The organism is Variovorax sp. P5_A3, assembly GCF_056400665.1.
The window spans coordinates 41,496-57,498 of the sequence record NZ_JBFUKW010000014.1 but is presented as its reverse complement, the minus strand read 5'-3'; the positions used below and the strand labels follow the sequence as shown (position 1 = coordinate 57,498).

Annotated in this window: 16 protein-coding genes and 1 pseudogene; 11 read left to right on the top strand and 6 right to left on the bottom strand. The window is 61.7% G+C overall.

What is annotated here, in order from left to right; genetic code table 11:
* Positions 1-292 precede the first annotated feature (292 nt).
* From AC1D3B_RS21465 to AC1D3B_RS21440, 6 genes and pseudogenes are all read left to right on the top strand, one after another.
* Positions 293-1,222: a LysR family transcriptional regulator gene (locus tag AC1D3B_RS21465; protein WP_478192697.1), complete on the top strand. Its 930-nt coding sequence runs from the start codon at positions 293-295 to the stop codon at positions 1,220-1,222.
* A 39-nt stretch (positions 1,223-1,261) separates the two neighbouring features.
* A complete protein-coding gene (locus AC1D3B_RS21460) occupies positions 1,262-2,530 on the top strand; it encodes an FAD-dependent oxidoreductase (RefSeq protein ID WP_478192696.1) in 1,269 nt (422 codons plus the stop codon).
* Between the two features lie 96 nt (positions 2,531-2,626).
* On the top strand, positions 2,627-3,328 hold the full coding sequence (locus AC1D3B_RS21455; RefSeq protein WP_478192695.1) for an alpha/beta fold hydrolase: 702 nt from the start codon (positions 2,627-2,629) through the stop codon (positions 3,326-3,328).
* Positions 3,329-3,389: 61 nt separating this feature from the next.
* Positions 3,390-4,124: an aspartate/glutamate racemase family protein gene (locus AC1D3B_RS21450; protein WP_478192694.1), complete on the top strand. Its 735-nt coding sequence runs from the start codon at positions 3,390-3,392 to the stop codon at positions 4,122-4,124.
* A gap of 132 nt (positions 4,125-4,256) precedes the next feature.
* Positions 4,257-4,673 carry a 4-carboxymuconolactone decarboxylase gene (gene pcaC, locus AC1D3B_RS21445; RefSeq protein WP_478192693.1) on the top strand — a complete coding sequence of 139 codons (417 nt, stop codon included), beginning with the start codon at positions 4,257-4,259 and terminating at the stop codon, positions 4,671-4,673.
* A 98-nt stretch (positions 4,674-4,771) separates the two neighbouring features.
* Positions 4,772-5,092 (top strand): annotated as a pseudogene (locus AC1D3B_RS21440) (IS6 family transposase); the annotation flags it as partial.
* Between the two features lie 111 nt (positions 5,093-5,203).
* On the opposite strand, the gene AC1D3B_RS21435 reads toward AC1D3B_RS21440, so the two are convergent.
* From AC1D3B_RS21435 to AC1D3B_RS21415, 5 genes are all read right to left on the bottom strand, one after another.
* The gene (locus AC1D3B_RS21435; protein WP_478192692.1) at positions 5,204-6,202 is read right to left on the bottom strand and encodes an NADPH:quinone reductase; all 999 of its coding nucleotides are present in this window, start codon (positions 6,200-6,202) and stop codon (positions 5,204-5,206) included.
* Between the two features lie 58 nt (positions 6,203-6,260).
* Complete coding sequence (locus tag AC1D3B_RS21430; protein ID WP_478192691.1) at positions 6,261-7,169, bottom strand: zinc-binding dehydrogenase; 909 nt, start codon at positions 7,167-7,169, stop codon at positions 6,261-6,263.
* Between the two features lie 109 nt (positions 7,170-7,278).
* A complete protein-coding gene (locus tag AC1D3B_RS21425; protein ID WP_478192690.1) occupies positions 7,279-8,061 on the bottom strand; it encodes an alpha/beta fold hydrolase in 783 nt (260 codons plus the stop codon).
* The gene (locus AC1D3B_RS21420) at positions 8,058-8,942 is read right to left on the bottom strand and encodes an amidohydrolase family protein (RefSeq protein WP_478192689.1); all 885 of its coding nucleotides are present in this window, start codon (positions 8,940-8,942) and stop codon (positions 8,058-8,060) included. Before AC1D3B_RS21420 ends, AC1D3B_RS21425 begins: the two co-directional genes overlap by 4 nt.
* 25 nt (positions 8,943-8,967) lie before the next feature.
* Complete coding sequence (locus tag AC1D3B_RS21415; RefSeq protein WP_478192688.1) at positions 8,968-9,390, bottom strand: nuclear transport factor 2 family protein; 423 nt, start codon at positions 9,388-9,390, stop codon at positions 8,968-8,970.
* Positions 9,391-9,405: 15 nt separating this feature from the next.
* Between AC1D3B_RS21415 and AC1D3B_RS21410 the strand changes: the two genes are divergently transcribed.
* Both AC1D3B_RS21410 and AC1D3B_RS21405 read left to right on the top strand, forming a co-directional pair.
* Complete coding sequence (locus AC1D3B_RS21410; RefSeq protein WP_478192687.1) at positions 9,406-9,804, top strand: hypothetical protein; 399 nt, start codon at positions 9,406-9,408, stop codon at positions 9,802-9,804.
* Between the two features lie 333 nt (positions 9,805-10,137).
* Positions 10,138-11,166, top strand: coding sequence for a tripartite tricarboxylate transporter substrate binding protein (locus tag AC1D3B_RS21405; protein ID WP_478192686.1), 1,029 nt, complete (start codon positions 10,138-10,140; stop codon positions 11,164-11,166).
* Positions 11,167-11,175: 9 nt separating this feature from the next.
* Here AC1D3B_RS21405 and AC1D3B_RS21400 read toward each other — a convergent pair whose 3' ends face one another.
* On the bottom strand, positions 11,176-12,084 hold the full coding sequence (locus tag AC1D3B_RS21400) for a LysR family transcriptional regulator (RefSeq protein ID WP_478192685.1): 909 nt from the start codon (positions 12,082-12,084) through the stop codon (positions 11,176-11,178).
* Positions 12,085-12,408: 324 nt separating this feature from the next.
* Between AC1D3B_RS21400 and AC1D3B_RS21395 the strand changes: the two genes are divergently transcribed.
* Genes AC1D3B_RS21395 through AC1D3B_RS21385 form a run of 3 tightly spaced genes read left to right on the top strand, consistent with a single transcriptional unit; the run spans position 12,409 to position 16,003 of the window.
* Positions 12,409-13,383 (top strand): Bug family tripartite tricarboxylate transporter substrate binding protein, encoded by a 975-nt coding sequence (locus AC1D3B_RS21395; protein WP_478192684.1) that lies wholly within the window; start codon positions 12,409-12,411, stop codon positions 13,381-13,383.
* Between the two features lie 59 nt (positions 13,384-13,442).
* Complete coding sequence (locus tag AC1D3B_RS21390) at positions 13,443-15,017, top strand: flavin-containing monooxygenase (protein ID WP_478192683.1); 1,575 nt, start codon at positions 13,443-13,445, stop codon at positions 15,015-15,017.
* 23 nt (positions 15,018-15,040) lie between these two features.
* Complete coding sequence (locus tag AC1D3B_RS21385) at positions 15,041-16,003, top strand: alpha/beta hydrolase (RefSeq protein WP_478192682.1); 963 nt, start codon at positions 15,041-15,043, stop codon at positions 16,001-16,003.

Below are 16,003 nucleotides of genomic sequence, written 5' to 3'. Positions count from 1 at the left end.
GGGCGGCTATGAGCAGGCGTGTGCTGTGGCACTAGCGGCTGCTGGCTTGCGTGTTTCGGTGCTCTGACAGCCTGGACCAAGGCTCCTTGGGGCAGCGATTGCGCTTGGGCTTGATATCAAGGTTTTCAAGATGGTTGGTGGCGCAAATATGCTGGGACTGCGGCGAGATTAGGCCATCCGACGGCGTCTGAAAAATGCGGTGCAGGGAAAAGGTTCTTGCACTTCGCGCAAGAATAGGGGCGCCGAGGGTATTGCACGGCGTGCGTCATACTGGTTCCCTCGAAGGAATCCTATGGACCGGCTGACCCAGATCGAACTTTTCGTGCAGACCGTCGAACTCGGCAGCATCACCCGTGCCGCGGAGAAGTTGGTCATGTCGGACGCCGCGGCGAGCCGCAGCCTCAGCGCCCTGGAGGAGCGGCTAGGCGCACGTCTGCTAGAGCGCACGACACGTCGCCTGTGGCTCACGGAGGCCGGCCGCGAGTATCACGCTCGATGCCTGCAGCTGCTGGCGGGGATTGCCGAGGCGGATGCCAAAGTCAGCGAGCACAGCCTCAATCCTGCCGGCGTCCTGTCGCTGACGAGCTCGCCTTCTTTCGCGATGATGCATATCGCCCCCCTTCTCCCCGAGTTCAGACGGCAATACCCCGGCATTTCAGTCCGACTTCTTGCAGCGAATCACTATGAGGATGCGATCGACGCCGGCGTGGACATCGCGATCCGGGCGCGTCCTTTCGAACCTGATTCGAGCATCACCGTGCGAAAACTCGCGAACGCCCGGTACGTGACGGTCGCGTCGCCCAGCTATGTCTCCGAGCACGGTGCCCCCGTCCATCCGGGCGAGCTCGCCAATCACCCAGTGTTGATATATGGATTCACCAGGGAGCACCTGTCCCAGCGTTTCACCCGAGGCGAGAAATCAGAGACGGTTCAGATCGAGCCCGCGCTGTTGTCTACCGAAGGCCGGGTGTTGTGTGAGGCGGCCCTGGCAGGCGGGGGAATCCTGTTCCAGCCTACGTACACGATCTTCGAGGACGTCCGGGCCGGTCGCCTCGTCCCCGTCCTGCACGATTGGGAACTGGCCCCCGTGGTCGTGAACCTCGCCTATCACACACGGAAGCTGCAGCCGGCGAAAATCAGAGTTTTCATGGACTACCTGCTGGACCAATTCGCGCAGGGAGCGCTCGAGCGCAAGTGGACAGATTGGCCACCGTCGCGATAAGACGGCCTTCAGGATTCCTCCATCTCTCGCAAGAGTGTCGTGCGGCTCGGGCATGTTTTCGAGCACGTAGGGCGACTAACCTCTTCTTCGAAATCACTGACGGAGAAGAAACTCATGCCTGTTCTGGACAGCGTGATCGTAGTTGGAGCTGGCCCGATCGGCCTGTTGACCGCACTCGGGCTCGCGCAGGCCGGAGTGAGAGTGACTGTTGTCGAGCGCGGTCAAGAGATCGTCGCGTCGCCGCGTGCAATCACCTATCACTGGTCTGCGCTTGACGGAATTGCCCGGCTCGGGCTGCTCGAAGAGGCGCTGCAACTTGGCTTTGCCAAGCAGGACTATTGCTTCCTCGACTTCCAGACAGGGGAGCAGATCAACTACAGCCTCGAGATCCTCGAGGGGCGAACCCCATACCCCTACAACCTACATTTGGGACAAGACCTGCTCGCCGACATCGCCCTGCGCCGCCTGCAGCAGCTCCCACATGCTGAGGTTAGATGGGGCACGGCGGTGCGCGGGATCACACAGGATGCCAATGGCGTCACTCTTCATGCCGAGGGCCCTCAAGGGAATGTTGATCTCCGTGCAGGCTGGGTGGTGGGTGCAGATGGCGCCGCCAGCGTGGTCCGCAGGGCCCTGGGTGTCGAGTTCGAAGGAATGACCTGGTCGAAGCGGTTCATCGCTGCCAACGTGCGGTACGACTTCTCGAAGCACGGCTACGCCAGGACGACCTTTCTGATCGACTCGACGTACGGTGCCATTATCGTGAAGCTCGACAAGGACGACCTATGGCGCTGCACTTACAGCGAGCCACTTGAGTTGCCGGAGCAAAGCATCGCGGAGCGCATGCCGGCCTACTTCAATGTCATCTTGCCTGGCGCCCGAGACATCGAAGTCGATGCCTTCGCTCCGTATCGCATGCACCAACGGGCAGCAACCCAGTACCGAGTAGGTCGCGTCCTCTTGGCCGGCGACGCCGCGCATGCGACGAACCCGAGCGGTGCGTACGGGCTAACCACAGGTCTGTTCGATGTATTCGTCCTGTACGACGCTCTAGCGGCAGTCATCCGTGGAGCCGCCGATGATGAAGTTCTGGATCGGTACTCGTCCGAACGGCGACAGCGTTTCTTAGAGATTGTCTCGCCGGCGGCGGTGGCGACCAAGCGGATGATCTTCGACACGACGGATCCGAAGGAACGCGCGGCGGACCTCGAACGACTGCGAAAACTCGCGACCGACAAGGACGTTCTGCTCGACCGCCTCATGCTCACCGCACGCATGCGCACGGAGCCGCTGGTGGCGCGCAACTAGCATTCATTCCTCAAGCATTGGTCGCTTAAAGGCACACCGATCCACATTCACCGAATCGGCAATCTCGAACCCCACGATTGCCCCGAAAGGAAAAACATGCCCCGCATTCCCATGATCCTCGTTCCCGGATTAGCAGCAGACGGCCGCCTGTGGCAGCCGGTGCTGGAGCAGCTGGTTGATCTGGTCGATCCAACCATTGCCGCCTGCCGGGGCAACAGCGTCGCAGACTGGGGCGCCGAGATTCTCTCTGATGCTCCAGACAGGTTCTACATCGCGGGAACCTCGATGGGCGGGTATGTCGCGATGGACGTCGCGCTGCGCAAGGACCCACGCCTTGCAGGGGTCATTCTGCTCAACACGAACGCACGAGGCGCGTCACCAGAACAGCGCCAGCGGGCCGCCGCGTTGGTGGACATGGTTCACAACGGTCTCTTCGACCAGGTCGTCGAGAAGGTGTCATCGTTCGTGGCAGGCGGCAAGACTGAGCTCGCCGAGCCCGTGGGTGCGATGACGCGCGACCTCGGACCCGAGGTCTTCGTGCGGCAGCAACTCGCGGTGGCCGAGCGGCGGGATCGGCGGGCGGAGTTGAAGCAACTCGAAATCCCAGCTCTCGTCATTGCAGGCGATGAGGATCGCCTCGCCCCACCCAGCCTCAATAACGAGATTGCGCGCGCCATTCCGCGTGCCGTACTCGAGATCCTTCCTTGCGGTCATTTATCCACACTCGAGCTTCCATCTGAGGTCGCGAGCACGATGCGACACTGGCTTCTCGCGAGCGAGGTCGCGGGGAAGAACTAAGAGAGCGATGTGATCCTTATTGCTTCGTGTCGAGTGTTGTCACTGAAAGAAAGGTTGAGTCATGCGAATCTGGCATCAGTCCGTCACGGAACTCGACGCGTTGCCTCACTACGCAGCCTCGCTGACACGGCGGTTCGCGGCAGTGGCCAGTCCAGGAACGAAAGTGACACTGCATGGCGTTCCGAGAGGAACGTACGGCGCCTCGTCTCCCGCCCAAGCGATCGCGGACCCTGCGGAGAGGAACAGGATTGCCAGCCTTGTGCTCCAACAGGCCGAGGGCGCTGAGCGTGAAGGGTTCGATGCGGTGATGATTGCCTCCTTCGCGGAGCCGGCGCTGCGAGAGTTGCGCGCGAGCCTGGATATACCCGTCACGTCGATGGCAGAAAGCGCGATCCTCGCCAGCTGCTCGGCGGCGTCGTCGGTGGGCATCGTGACCATATCGTCAGCGGGCGTGCGCATGCTCGAAGAGGGTATCGCTCGGCACAAGCTTGAACGCCGAGTCGCAAAGGTCCTCAGCCTCGAGCCGGAGGTCAATGAGTTCGACCTGCAAGCTGCGTTTCAACAGCCGGAGGCCGTGCGGGCCGCATTCGAGAGGGCTTGCAGGCAGGCGATCGACGCCGGAGCAGATGTCATCATTCCCGGCGAGGGGGTGCTCAACGAGCTGATCGTTCAACTCGGATTGAAAGAGATCGACGGCGTGGGCGTTCTGGACGGGATAGCGATCAATATCCTCCACACGGAAATGCTGGTGCGCGCCTACAAGATGGCCGGTCTGCGCACTGGTCGCCACTGGTAGTGACGCCGGGTTGTAAGCAGAGGTCCGCCGCGCACTTCAGGCGTACGCATCCTGAAAAGCTTCGCATGCAGATTGGAATCGAGCGCAATCCACGCTGCAGTCCTCAAAACTTTCGCTATAAGGAGAAAACCTGTGACTCGTTCCTATTCCCCCACTAACCAAGCACTCTTCGACCAAGGTCTCGCCACACGTCGGCAGGTGCTCGGGGCCGAATATGTCGATGCGGCCATCCAGAACGCCACCGACTTCAATATCGACATGCAGGAGCTTGTGACTCAATACTGCTGGGGTGACATCTGGAATCGACCAGGGCTCGACCGACGTACACGCTCCTTGCTGAACCTTGCCATGATGACGGCCCTGAATCGTCCCCACGAGCTGAAGCTGCATGTCCGCGGTGCGATCAACAATGGGGTGAGCAAGGATGAAATAAAGGAAGTCTTCCTTCAAGCAGCGATCTATTGCGGGGTGCCTGCAGCAATCGATTCATTTCGAGTTGCCGCGGACGCCCTAAAAGAAGTCGATTCACCCGGACGTGGGGCAGGTTAAGCGCGACACATGACGGCGAGTGCTTATGTGAGCATTGTCACGTTGGCGATGTCGTAAGCATTGCCGAATGCAAACGACGACGCGCGGCTTGCCCGGAGGTTCCCCGCAAGCTCGTCACCGATCGAACGCGCAGCTATCCGGCTGCGAAAGCCGAATTCCCGGAGCTGGCGAACGTGCGGCACGTGTTCGTGTAGTCCCGTGCCCGCGTGAACAACCGCGCCGAGAAAAGCAATCAGCCCACCCGTGAGCGCGAGAGCGCGAGCGGCGCTGCGAGGATTTCGCCCGCCTGAGCGTACCGAGGCTTACCTCTCAACCTTTGGCCCCATGCGCCAGCACTTCGCGTCCAGCGTCATCTGCTGCGTCCTTCGATTCTTCGCAAGCAGTTGGCTGCGCGCTTCAATGCCTGGCGCCTTACCACGGGCATGCCCGAAATCCGTCTACCGTCTTCTGAATGGCGGCCCCACCTGCCGTTGTGGTGTCCGCTGACTGCAACGCGCGTGGAGGCCTTCGAAGGCGTGATCTGGAGCAACTTAGTCTGCATCCTGCGCTTCCGCGACATCCACGATGACGCGGCCGGTCAAAGCCCCATCTTCGAGCCGGCGATGGGCATCGCGCACTGCATCCAGCGCGTAGTGTTGCACCGGCATTCCGCGAACTTCTCCGGTTCCGATGGCGCCATCGAGGAGCGCCGCTCCGATCGCATCCGCAGCAAGGCGCTTCGCCTGCTCGGTGATGGTATAGATCAGAACGAACTGGAAACGGGCATTTAGCGTCATCCACTCCCTCACCGGCAATGTCAACTCATTTCCGCCGTCGTTTGCGTAGATCGAAATGACTCCGTTGGGCTTCAGAGTCTCTTTGATCAGAGCCATGTTGGCGACCGACGAGACCTCCACCACGATATCCAACCCCGCAGGCGCGATGGCGCGTACCCGCTGGGCGACGTCTTCCACTTTGTAGTTAATGACGTTGACGGCGCCGGCCGCTCGAGCGAGTCGCTCCTTTTCAGCACTGCTGACGGTGGTGATCAAAGTCGCCCCTGCCCACGTGGCGAGTTGGATGGCCGCATGACCGACAGCGCCCGCACCTCCTGCGACGAGTACGACGTAGCCGGCAAGTGCGCCCGGGCTCAGTCGATCGGGGCCTCCCTCGCAAACAGTGAGTGCCCGGTGAGCCGTCATGTAAGGGATGCCGAGCGATGCCCCTGTGTCGAACGAAACAGGGTCGGGCAGCGGCTCAACGCGGGAGATCGGCAGGACGACGAACTCCTGTGCCGTGCCCCCCAATCGACGATAGGCTGCCTGCCATACCCAAACTCTTTTGCCGATCATCTGCTGGTTCACTCCGGCGCCCACTGCAACGACCACGCCTGCCCCGTCGTGATGGGGAATCTGATAGCCGTCTTTCGGGATGGGGATGTGCAGCGCACCCTTGCGAGACTTCCAATCCGTGGGGTTTACGCCAGACCTCAGGATCCGGACGCAGACTTCGCCTGCCTCGGGATGGGGAGTTCCAGGTATGTTCAGCATTTGCAGGACTTCGGGCGCCCCGGTTTGTGAGTATCCAACTGCGCGCACGGTGATCTCCTTACGTTAGGGCTGATTCGACATAGTGGTCATCCGGAATCAGGAGGACCTTGCCAGTGGTTTTCCGACTCTCCAATGCCAGATGAGCATCGCCCGCGCGCGACAACGGGAAACGTGAACCTATTGTGGGCTTGACCACCCCTTTCTTCATCCATTCGAAGACTTCAGCCAGGCGACGATCGAGCCCACCTGCGACGAGGAATTCGTTCAATCTCGGCCGGACGAATGTTCTGGACGCCAGTCGATCCAAGTCAATGCTCTTCACGGGCCCGCTCACCCAACCGTACAGCACAAGCGTTCCGGTCGGGCTCAGCGCGTCCAGGCTCGCCTCGAATGTCTGCGCCCCGACACCATCAAAAACCGCTGCCGCGCCGTTGCCGCCGGTCATCTCCTTCGCCTTGGCCAGAAAGTCCTCATATCCTGTCACAGCGATCGCGCCGGCCGCGACCGCAGCGGGCGCCTTGGCGGGAGTCGAAACCGTTCCAATCACCCGCGCGCCCATGTGCGTCGCTATTCGCGTCAACAGCAATCCAAGGCCCCCGGCAGCGGCATGCACGACGATGCAGTCCCCGCATTGGATGCTTGAGCACGAAGTCATGATCACGTGCGCAGTCAGGCCTTGGAGTTCGATGGCTGCAGCCTCCTCGAAGGTAATGTCGTCTGGAATGCGAGTCGCGGCGGTGTGCGGTACCGCCAACCGGCTGCAGTACGCGCCCTTCGGGACCATGACGACGACCCTGTCGCCGCGCCTGAACCGACCAGCCCGTGGACCGGCCGCGGCGACGACGCCGGCCGCTTCCTGTCCCAGTACGTAGTCCTTGCCGCTGGGATACATCCCTCGACGAAAGTAGATCTCCCTGAAGTTGACCCCGATTGCTCGAACATCGACGAGGATGTCCTCCTCGCCCACCGCAGGCTCCGGCAGTTCCTTCCACCTCAATACTTCCGGGCCTCCGACACCCTCCATACAGACACCGTACATGGCTACACCTTAGAGAAATGGTTCGTTGAACTGCGCGCTACGCGAGGAAAGCGACGATTCGTTGCGCGATGGCCTTCGGCGCCTGCTGAGCCATCATGTGACCGGCATTCGCGACGACTTCGAGCGTCGCGTCGGGAAGGCGTTGCAACAAGGCACGGATCGCCTCCACGGGTCGCACATCAAGGTCACCGGCCAGGAGCAAGGATCGTGTGCGCAATTGCTCAAGTGCCACATCCGACTCGGCGAATGCACGGGTGGCATGCGCAAAGGCGACCGGATCGTTCGCGAGGAAGCGGGCGTGATGCGTGGCGAATTCGGGCCCACGCAGAGGCGGCGGATACATGGCGTCCAAGGCTGCGTCAACCACGCGTGACATCTCCATGCCGATCATCCTTTCCGCACGCTCCAGTGTCGCCGCCCGCATCGTTTCGCTCAGTTGCAGTGCGGGGGCACATAGCAAGAGCCTATCGACACGACCGGGAGCCCGGATCGCCAGATCGCAAGCGACGGCACAAGCGCTTGCCACCGCTACCACTCCAACAGGCCGAGTGATTCCCAGCTCGTCGAGCACGGACCTTACGTCATCAGCAAGGACGGCAAAGGGATAGCTCGAATGCGGCTTCTCCGACTCACCGAAGCCGCGCTGGTCAATGCGAACGATTCGAAGGGGTTCGTTACCCAGAAGTCTTGCTACCTCGTCGAAGCTTCGTAGACTTCCGCCCATTTCATGAAGCATCACGATCGTTCTGGCGCCGGACCCTTGGCATTGCCAATGGATCGAACGGTCGGTGCGGACCCATCCCTCGGCGGTGCTCGTCATTGGCCGTAGACCGTCTGGGGATTGTTCACCAGTATCTGGCGGAGGGCCTCGTCTCCGCTCCATTCCCGGAGTCGCGAGAGCAGCTGGTTCAGGTTGGGCAGAGCGTCTCCCATGCCGATGAAGGGCCAGTCGCTGCCCCACAATAGGCGGTCGCCGGCCGCTTCCAACAGGACTTCGTGGAAGGGCCGTATGTCATCCATTCGAGGAAGGGCTTTGGAGTTCCTGAAGGCGGTGGTCTTCACCCAGGCGACGCCGTCACGCGCAAGGTCGACCACGGCCCGGAATCCCGGATCCTGCGTGCCTCTTGCCACATCGAACTGGCCCATGTGGTCGAAGACGATCGGAAGCTCCAATGACCGCAGCAGGGTGCTGCAGTCGGCGATGACATCGGCGGGCGCCCACACCTGAGCGTGCCATCCCAATTCTCGAAGACGGGGGGCGAAGGCACGAAGATCATCCAGCTTCAGGACACCGGTGGTCGCATTGGCCATCTGGCGCGACATCGTGAACCTCAGACCGCGCACACCCGAGTCGTGCAGGTCTGCAAGTTCACTGTCGGCTGTGTCGACAGGCACGACCGCAACGCCTCTCAGTCGCCCCTGTGCTCTCCGGAGTGCCTCGACCATCGCTGTGTTGTCGAAGGCCATGGCTGAAGGATGGACAAGTACACCATGGGCAAAACCCGCGCGGTCCAGGGTTTCGATGTAACGCTCATAGGGAGCGAGGGGCGGCTTGTATACAGCGCTCGGCGCGAGCGGGAACACGTCGTAGGGGCCGAAGACGTGTGCATGAACATCCCAGGCTCCCGGGGGCAAAGCCGGGACGGTGGGGGTAAGGTCGCGCATGAACTGGTTCATGTCCTCGTGCATCTTTTGGCTCATGGAGTCTGGCTCCTTGAATGCTGCTTCATGAAGCCAGCATGCGGATATGCCCCGCGTGGGATTTGATCTTCCAGCCGTCGGAGGTCTGCTCATAGCTCGTCGTGGCATCCACGACCGCTCGAAGCTGGAGCGAGGCTGGCTTTCCTTCGTCCTTCGGTGAGCCGGCGTACACCGTGACGAGCGCGCGAGAACTTGCTTGGTCGTTCGAGACATCCTCGAACTCGACGTTGCCTACGAGGTGCCTTATGACGGTTCCGGGGAACCTGTCGGCGAGCACGCGAGAGATTTCCTCGGTTCCTTGCAAGGGTTCACCCATCCTCGACCAAACGGCGTCGCGGGTGAATGCACTGACTGCATCTTGCACCCTGCCCGCATCCAGTGCGTTGTAGAACGTCATGAGGGTTCTTGCGCACAGCGCTTCAATATGGAGCAGCAGCGTTGGGTCCATTCATGTCTCCTTTGTTTGACCGAGATCGCCGGCCGCCAGTTCGACGTAGATCCCGTACCTGTCCAGCCCGTCGACTGCCCTGGTCTTGTGGCCGAGACCGAAGGTGTCCTCCACCAGCAGAATCTCGCCGGCTCGCACAATCCGGCTGTCACCGTCGCTCGTAGTGAACTCTGCTGCACCACCATGCAGGGTGATAACGAGCTGTCGACGGGGTGCGACGTGAAATCCAACGTCTTGGTCAGCCGGGGCGATTCGAAACCATACGTTGCTAGCCTTCGCGGGCTCGGAAACGACGCCTCCGGCGGCGACAAATGGCTGAAGGTCCACCGTGACATGGCGGAAGTGAGAGTGACCTTGGGCATCAGCCCAGATGTTCAAAATCTTGAGTCCCGCTGGGAACATGTCGGTACCTAGAGTGATGAGGGAAAGGGCCGACCCGGACGCTGCAGGTCGGTGCCGTCGTAACTCTAGGGATGATCGGGCCGCTCCCAAAGTGGGGCGCACGCAAGTCAGATGTGCAGTTAGCGCAAGTTTGAGGCGTCTCCAAGTCGCCCTCGGGAAGTGAAAGACTCTGCATCGTTGTGCAGGCGAGAGACCTGGACCGAGGCATCGGGAGGCGAGAGTCGGGTGCCTCAAAAGCTGCACTTCAGACTTGCAACTTCCGTGAAGTCCCCGGTGGGTCCAAAGCCTAGAGTAGGGCCTCGGGGGCGTTTCCGTCTATGGCAAGCAAGACAACTTGGAGAAGCAATGAGTACTTTGCAGGAGGCTGCGCCCGAAGTCGCACGCCGGAGCGCGCGGCAATCCTTGTCGCATGTCGTCCGGTCTTCGATTGCCGTGCTCGCGGCCTGCGGTAGTCTCGTTGCTGCAAATGCGCAAGCGACGGACAAGCCGATTCAACTCCTAGTGGGTTTCACCGCAGGTGGCATCGTAGACACGATGGCTCGGGCCGTCGCCGATCAAATGGGCAAGGCCTTGAGCGCTCCCGTCGTGGTGATCAACAGAGAAGGTGCCTCTGGAAGCATCGCGCTCATGCAGCTGCTTGTGGCCCCGCCGGACGGGCAGACGCTGAGCAACACCGGCTCCAGCTCGATCACAACCCTACCGCACGAAAACCCCCATATCAAGTACAACCCGGGTTCGTTCGAGTATGTCTGCCAGACCGTTCGAATCGAATACATCCTGGCGGTGCCTAGCAATTCGAGGTTCAAGACCATTCAGGATCTCATTGCGGCGCTGAAGGCCGAACCGGGGAGCCTGACCTATGGCCATGGTGGAAAGTTCGCAGCGCCGCACTTGGCCGTTGAATCGATCTTCTTTCCTGAAAAGTTGCATGCGGTCGATGTGCCGTACAAGGGTGAGGCTCCGATCGTGCCGGCGCTCGTGGGCGGGATGGTCGACTTTGGAGTCATTTCGGTCATGAATGCGGTCAAGCTTCAAGATCGCGTGCGGCCGCTCCTTATCGTCTCCGACTCGAGGTCGGACCTGCTCCCGCATGTGCCGACGTCGATCGAAGCGGGATTCACCGCGGCTCCCATTCAAGGTCTGACCGGAATAGTTGCGCCGAAGGGAACGCCTGCTGTCAAGCTGGCACGCCTGACGGACGCATGTAAGGCCGCAGTGGGAAGCCCGGCCGTTCTGAGTGCGGCAAAGCTGCATGGTGTACGAATCGCCTTCCAGGATGCGCAAGCATTCGAGCGCTCGGTCACCGAGGACTATCGGCGAAGTGGGGAGATCGTGAGGCGTCTTGCCACGGGCACCAACAATGTGACCCGGTGAAATTCCGCATCACCCGTCCCACTCTCCGCTAGCGATCATTTCTGCCGCTACTTGACGGATGAGCTTGGCCAATTCCCGTGCCGCCCGGCTTTCCGCTTTGCGGTGCGGTGTTGCCAGGAAGATGGAGCGCATGATCTCCGGGTTGACGACCGGAGCAGCGCTCAATTCTCCCCGGTCGAGCTCCCGGCGAACGGTGGTCCTAGTTAAAAGCGCGTAACCAACGCCGGCGGCCACCATGTCCTTCATCAGGGTCATGGAGTCGATTTCCGCGACGACGTTCAGCTTGATGCCCAACTTGCGCGCTGTGTCTGCGACCGCGATCCTGAAGGTGCTGGGCGCGGCAGGCTGCAGCAATGGAAGGCCATCTAGTGCTCTGAAGTCGATTTCGGCCTGCTGCGTCACGCGGTCCTGCTTTGGACCCACGAGACAACCTCGTGCGATTGCGAGAGGCGCTTCGTCGCTTTCCGACGGCGCCCGGAATACGAATCCCAGGTCAACCTTTCCATCCACCAGCCATTGCTCGATCTGGTTCGGGTAACCCTCGGCGGCATGCACAACCACTTCAGGGAATCGCTCGCGGGCCAATCGGACCACGCGCGTCAGCACAGGAGAGACCAACGCCGGCATGCAGCCGATATGCACCGTGCCGCGGCACATAGACGCAGTGTCGCTCATCTCCCGTCTGATGGCGGCCGCCTGTTCGAGGAGGGCGGCCGCCATCGGCAGGACGCGCTCGCCAAGGTGAGTCAGCTTGACGCCTCGGCCCGTCCGGTGCAGCAGAGGGCCGCTGCTTTCCAGTTCGAGCGCCGCCAGCTTGCGGCCAAGCGCAGAGGCGCTCAGGTCTCGCCGGATCGCTGCTTTCGAAAGGCTCTTCAACTCGGCGACGAGTACGAATAGCTGAAGCTGTTCAAGGTTCATGGACTGGCTGACACTCCCGGGCAGGGGAAAAGGGCTAGTTTGCATCATTCGTCCCACCTGAACATTCGGAATCGGTTGGCTTGGTGTCTTGGGCTACGCAGACCTGGTCGCTTCGTGTCGCGCTGTCTGCGCGCTCCTCCGGTCACCTGTGCGAATACCTGCACGGCATCCTGCGCTGGGCCTCTTTGCACGAGTGTCGCCGATCCGGACAGTCCCCGCGCTTGCTGGGAGGGCTGCTCGAGCTGCATGTCAGACTTGCGGCATTCGCACAGTCGCTGCCACCCGGTCAGCCTAAAGTTGGCATGTCGAAAGAACGGAGACGACATGAACCGAATCACTTTAATGTGGGCCGCCGCAGCGGCGGCGCTGATGATGGCTGCTTCCCCGGCGTTGGCGGAAACGTGGCCTGCCAAGCCTGTCCGGCTCTTGGTTTCGTCCACCCCGGGTACGGCCCCCGACGTACTGGTCCGCGCTCTGGCCGAGCGTCTCCACCAGCACTACAAGCAGCCGTTCGTGGTCGAGAATCGTCCGGGCGCCAATACGCTGATCGCTATGCAGGCCTGCGCCCGCGCCCCTGCCGACGGATACACGTTTTGTGTGACCACGAACGACAGCATGTCGCTCAACCCGCACCTCTACAGCAAATTGCCCTACAACCCGGACAAGGACTTCGCGCCGGTCGCGATCCTTGCCTGGCCGCATGGCGTGATCGTCGCCAACAGCCAGCTTGGCGTGCGAGAGTTCAAGGAAGTGGTGGCCCTTTCCAAGCAAAAGCCTGGAACGCTCAACTGGGGATCGTTCGGCATCGGCAGCAGCTCTCACCTCTACCTGGAGTGGATCACCTCACGCACGGGCTGGAGCATGACGCACGTCCCGTACAGCGGGCGCAGTGTGGTGCCGGTCGTCCTTTCAAACGAGGTGCAGGTCACCTATGCAGCCATCGGCGCGCTCAAGCCCTTCATCGACAGCGGTAAGCTGGTCCCGCTTGCGGTGCCCGGCAGCAAGCGTAGCCCGTTCCTGCCCGAAGTTCCCACGCTTGCCGAATCGGGCCTTGGAGACTTCGTCATGAGCAACTGGTTCGGAATGTTCGCCCCCGCGGCGATACCCGATGCCATCGTGCAGGACTTGAACAAGGCGATTGTTGCCATCACCCATGACGCAGCGTTCCGCTCCGCGACGATGGACGTGCTGACGCTGGTGCCGGATGGCGAGACGCCGGAGGAGGTGCGCGCCTTCCTGGTCAAGGACCGGGCCGCGGGAGCCGAACTGGTGCGCATCTCCAAGGTCAGGCTCGACTGAGCAATCCGCGCGGCGAGCATCGCTGCTTACATCGGAATCACCCACCGGCATGCGATGGCATGCGGCTGGAATCGATACGTCCATTTACTAGTTTGGAGGAGCTCGGCATGAGCGTGCAATCGAATGAAGGACCTCGTGTCATCGTGATCGGGGCCGGATTTTCAGGGCTGATCGCGGGAATCGAACTCCGCCACGCAGGTTTCGGCAACTTCACCATCTACGAGCGGGAAGCGAGCTTCGGTGGCACGTGGTACGTGAATCGCTTCCCAGGATGCGCCGTCGACACGGAATCCGAGATCTATCGGCTTTCGTACCTGCCCTACAACTGGAGTCGCAGTCATGCCACCGGCGGCGAGGTGCTGCAGTACATGCAGTACGCCGTCGATCGCTTCGGGCTGTCTTCGCACATTCAGTGCAAGTCGGTCGTCCGGCTTGTCGAATGGGATGAGGATCGCTCGATCTACAAGGTTCGGCTTGCGGACGGCAGGGAGGACGAGGCCAACGTCGTGATCAGCGCCGTGGGTATGCTGAGCGAGCCCAACTATCCCGATTGGCCGGGCCTGGACTCGTTCGAGGGGACGGTTGTACACACCGCCCACTGGGATTCGGCCATTGACTATCGGCACAAGCGCGTGGCCGTTGTGGGTAGCGGCTCGACCAGCGCGCAGGTCGTACCTGAGATGGCGAAGAAGGCCGCGCAAGTCCTCGTGTTCCAGCGGCAACCGGGCTGGGTGTTGCCCAAGACCGAAACTTTCGAGCAGGCCGAAGCCGGTCCGACGGCAAGTCCGCAGCAAGACCTCGCACACGATGAGGCGCGCCGATTGGCGCTGAAGGTCGCTGCGAAACTGTTTGCTGACGGTCGTTTGAGCCAGTTGGGCAGCGAGGCCAATCGCAGCGCCAAGGAATTCGCCGAAGCGCACTTGAGGGCGAGCCTCAAAGGGCGCCCGGATCTTGTCGACAAAGTTCTTCCGAACTATCCGTTCCTGGGAAAGCGGCCGGTCCAGAGCAACGAGTTCTATCCGGCACTGATGCGCGACAACGTGAAGCTGGTTGCCGGCGCGGTGACCGGGGCTACGGCCAGGGGCCTGATCGATGCCGACGGAGTCGAGCATGAAGTCGACGTCGTGGTGCTGGCCACTGGATATCGCGCCACCGAGTACTTGCGTTCCTTCGATGTTCTCGGAAGGCGCGGAAGGTCGCTGCAGTCCTTCTGGGGTGGCGAGGCGCGCGCCTACCTCGGTGTTGCCGTCCCGCAGTTCCCAAACTTCTTCATGATGTACGGACCGAACACCAATGCCACGGGTTCGCTGCTTCAGATGTTCGAGGAACAAGCGCTGTTCGGCGTCGAGTGCTTGCGCGTGATGGAACAGGAAGGTGTTGCCGCCATGGAAGTGAGCGAGCAGGCGTTCATAGACTTCAATGAGTGGCTCGACAAGTGCTTCGAGAACTCTGCGTTTCGATCGACGAGGAACTACTTTGTGAGCGAGAGCGGTCGCGTTGTCACCAACTGGCCGAGGTCGGTCCAGAGATACTGCGACATGCTGCGGGTCGGGCGCGCAACGGCGATGGTTGATGCCCGAACAGTCCAGCGGGAGACCGTCGATCTTGGAGCCGCTGCTGCGGCAGCGGTATGAAGGACGGGAGCTTCGAGCAGCAGGTGGCGATCGAACTCCGGCCTGGCCTGGAGGCGCTTCGATCGTCGATGGTTCACCCTGACCGGCGCCCCGAGACTCTTGCCGCACTGCGCGGGGTGAAGCTTGGCACTCTTTCCGAGGATTCGAAGGAAGCGGCGGGTGCCGAGGCTGGCGTCGCGTTCCGTGACCATGCTGTCAGGCGCGACGATGGGACGGCGCTGAAGGTCAGGTGCTACAGCCCGGACTCTGCCGGCGACCTGCCCGGCATTCTCTACATTCATGGCGGCGGGATGATCCGCGGCTCTATCGAGCGTGAACATTCCAGTGCGCTGCAGATGGCTGCCAATGTAGGCGCGGCTGTGGTTTCCGTGGAGTACCGCCTGGCGCCCGAATGCCCCCACCCAGCCCCGGCGCAGGACTGCTACATGGCGCTGTCGTGGATGGCACAGAACGCGGGTCGTCTGCGAATCGATGCGGGTCGGCTCGCCGTTGTGGGCGCAAGTGCCGGAGGCGGTCTTGCGGCGTCGGTCGCCGTGCAGGCGCGTGATCGCCAGGGACCCGCTCTGAGGTTGCTGGCACTGACATCCCCAATGCTCGACGACCGCACCATTGGCAAGCCGAATGACCTCTTCGAGGGCATTCCGGGCTGGAGCAATGCTATGAACCGGTTCGGGTGGAACTGCTTGCTGGGTGAGGGCGCGGGGTTGGACGACGATATCGACGCCTACGCGGCACCTGCCAGGGCCCGAGACCTCCGCTCGCTGCCTCCGACTTTCCTGATGTTGGGCCAGCTGGAAGTATTCCGGCAGGAAGGCCTCGATTTCGCGACGCGGCTTGCGTCTGACCTTGTTCCCGTGGAACTGCACATGTTTGCAGGTGCCTATCACGGCTGGGAACCGTTGAACCCCACGGCCTCCATTTCCCGAGCCGGTGCGCTCCTGCGCGAGAGAGCGTTGCGGGGCGCGCTTCATCCCAACTGCGAGTAA

Bases quoted from the DNA above. Each gene is read 5' to 3' on its own strand.
- AC1D3B_RS21465 (WP_478192697.1), top strand. From the start codon at position 293: ATGGACCGGCTGACCCAGATCGAACTTTTCGTGCAGACCGTCGAACTC.
- AC1D3B_RS21455 (WP_478192695.1), top strand. From the start codon at position 2,627: ATGCCCCGCATTCCCATGATCCTCGTTCCCGGATTAGCAGCAGACGGC.
- AC1D3B_RS21450 (WP_478192694.1), top strand. From the start codon at position 3,390: ATGCGAATCTGGCATCAGTCCGTCACGGAACTCGACGCGTTGCCTCAC.
- AC1D3B_RS21435 (WP_478192692.1), bottom strand. From the start codon at position 6,202: ATGCTGAACATACCTGGAACTCCCCATCCCGAGGCAGGCGAAGTCTGC.
- AC1D3B_RS21425 (WP_478192690.1), bottom strand. From the start codon at position 8,061: ATGACGAGCACCGCCGAGGGATGGGTCCGCACCGACCGTTCGATCCAT.
- AC1D3B_RS21420 (WP_478192689.1), bottom strand. From the start codon at position 8,942: ATGAGCCAAAAGATGCACGAGGACATGAACCAGTTCATGCGCGACCTT.
- AC1D3B_RS21415 (WP_478192688.1), bottom strand. From the start codon at position 9,390: ATGGACCCAACGCTGCTGCTCCATATTGAAGCGCTGTGCGCAAGAACC.
- AC1D3B_RS21405 (WP_478192686.1), top strand. From the start codon at position 10,138: ATGAGTACTTTGCAGGAGGCTGCGCCCGAAGTCGCACGCCGGAGCGCG.
- AC1D3B_RS21400 (WP_478192685.1), bottom strand. From the start codon at position 12,084: ATGAACCTTGAACAGCTTCAGCTATTCGTACTCGTCGCCGAGTTGAAG.
- AC1D3B_RS21395 (WP_478192684.1), top strand. From the start codon at position 12,409: ATGAACCGAATCACTTTAATGTGGGCCGCCGCAGCGGCGGCGCTGATG.
- AC1D3B_RS21390 (WP_478192683.1), top strand. From the start codon at position 13,443: ATGCGGCTGGAATCGATACGTCCATTTACTAGTTTGGAGGAGCTCGGC.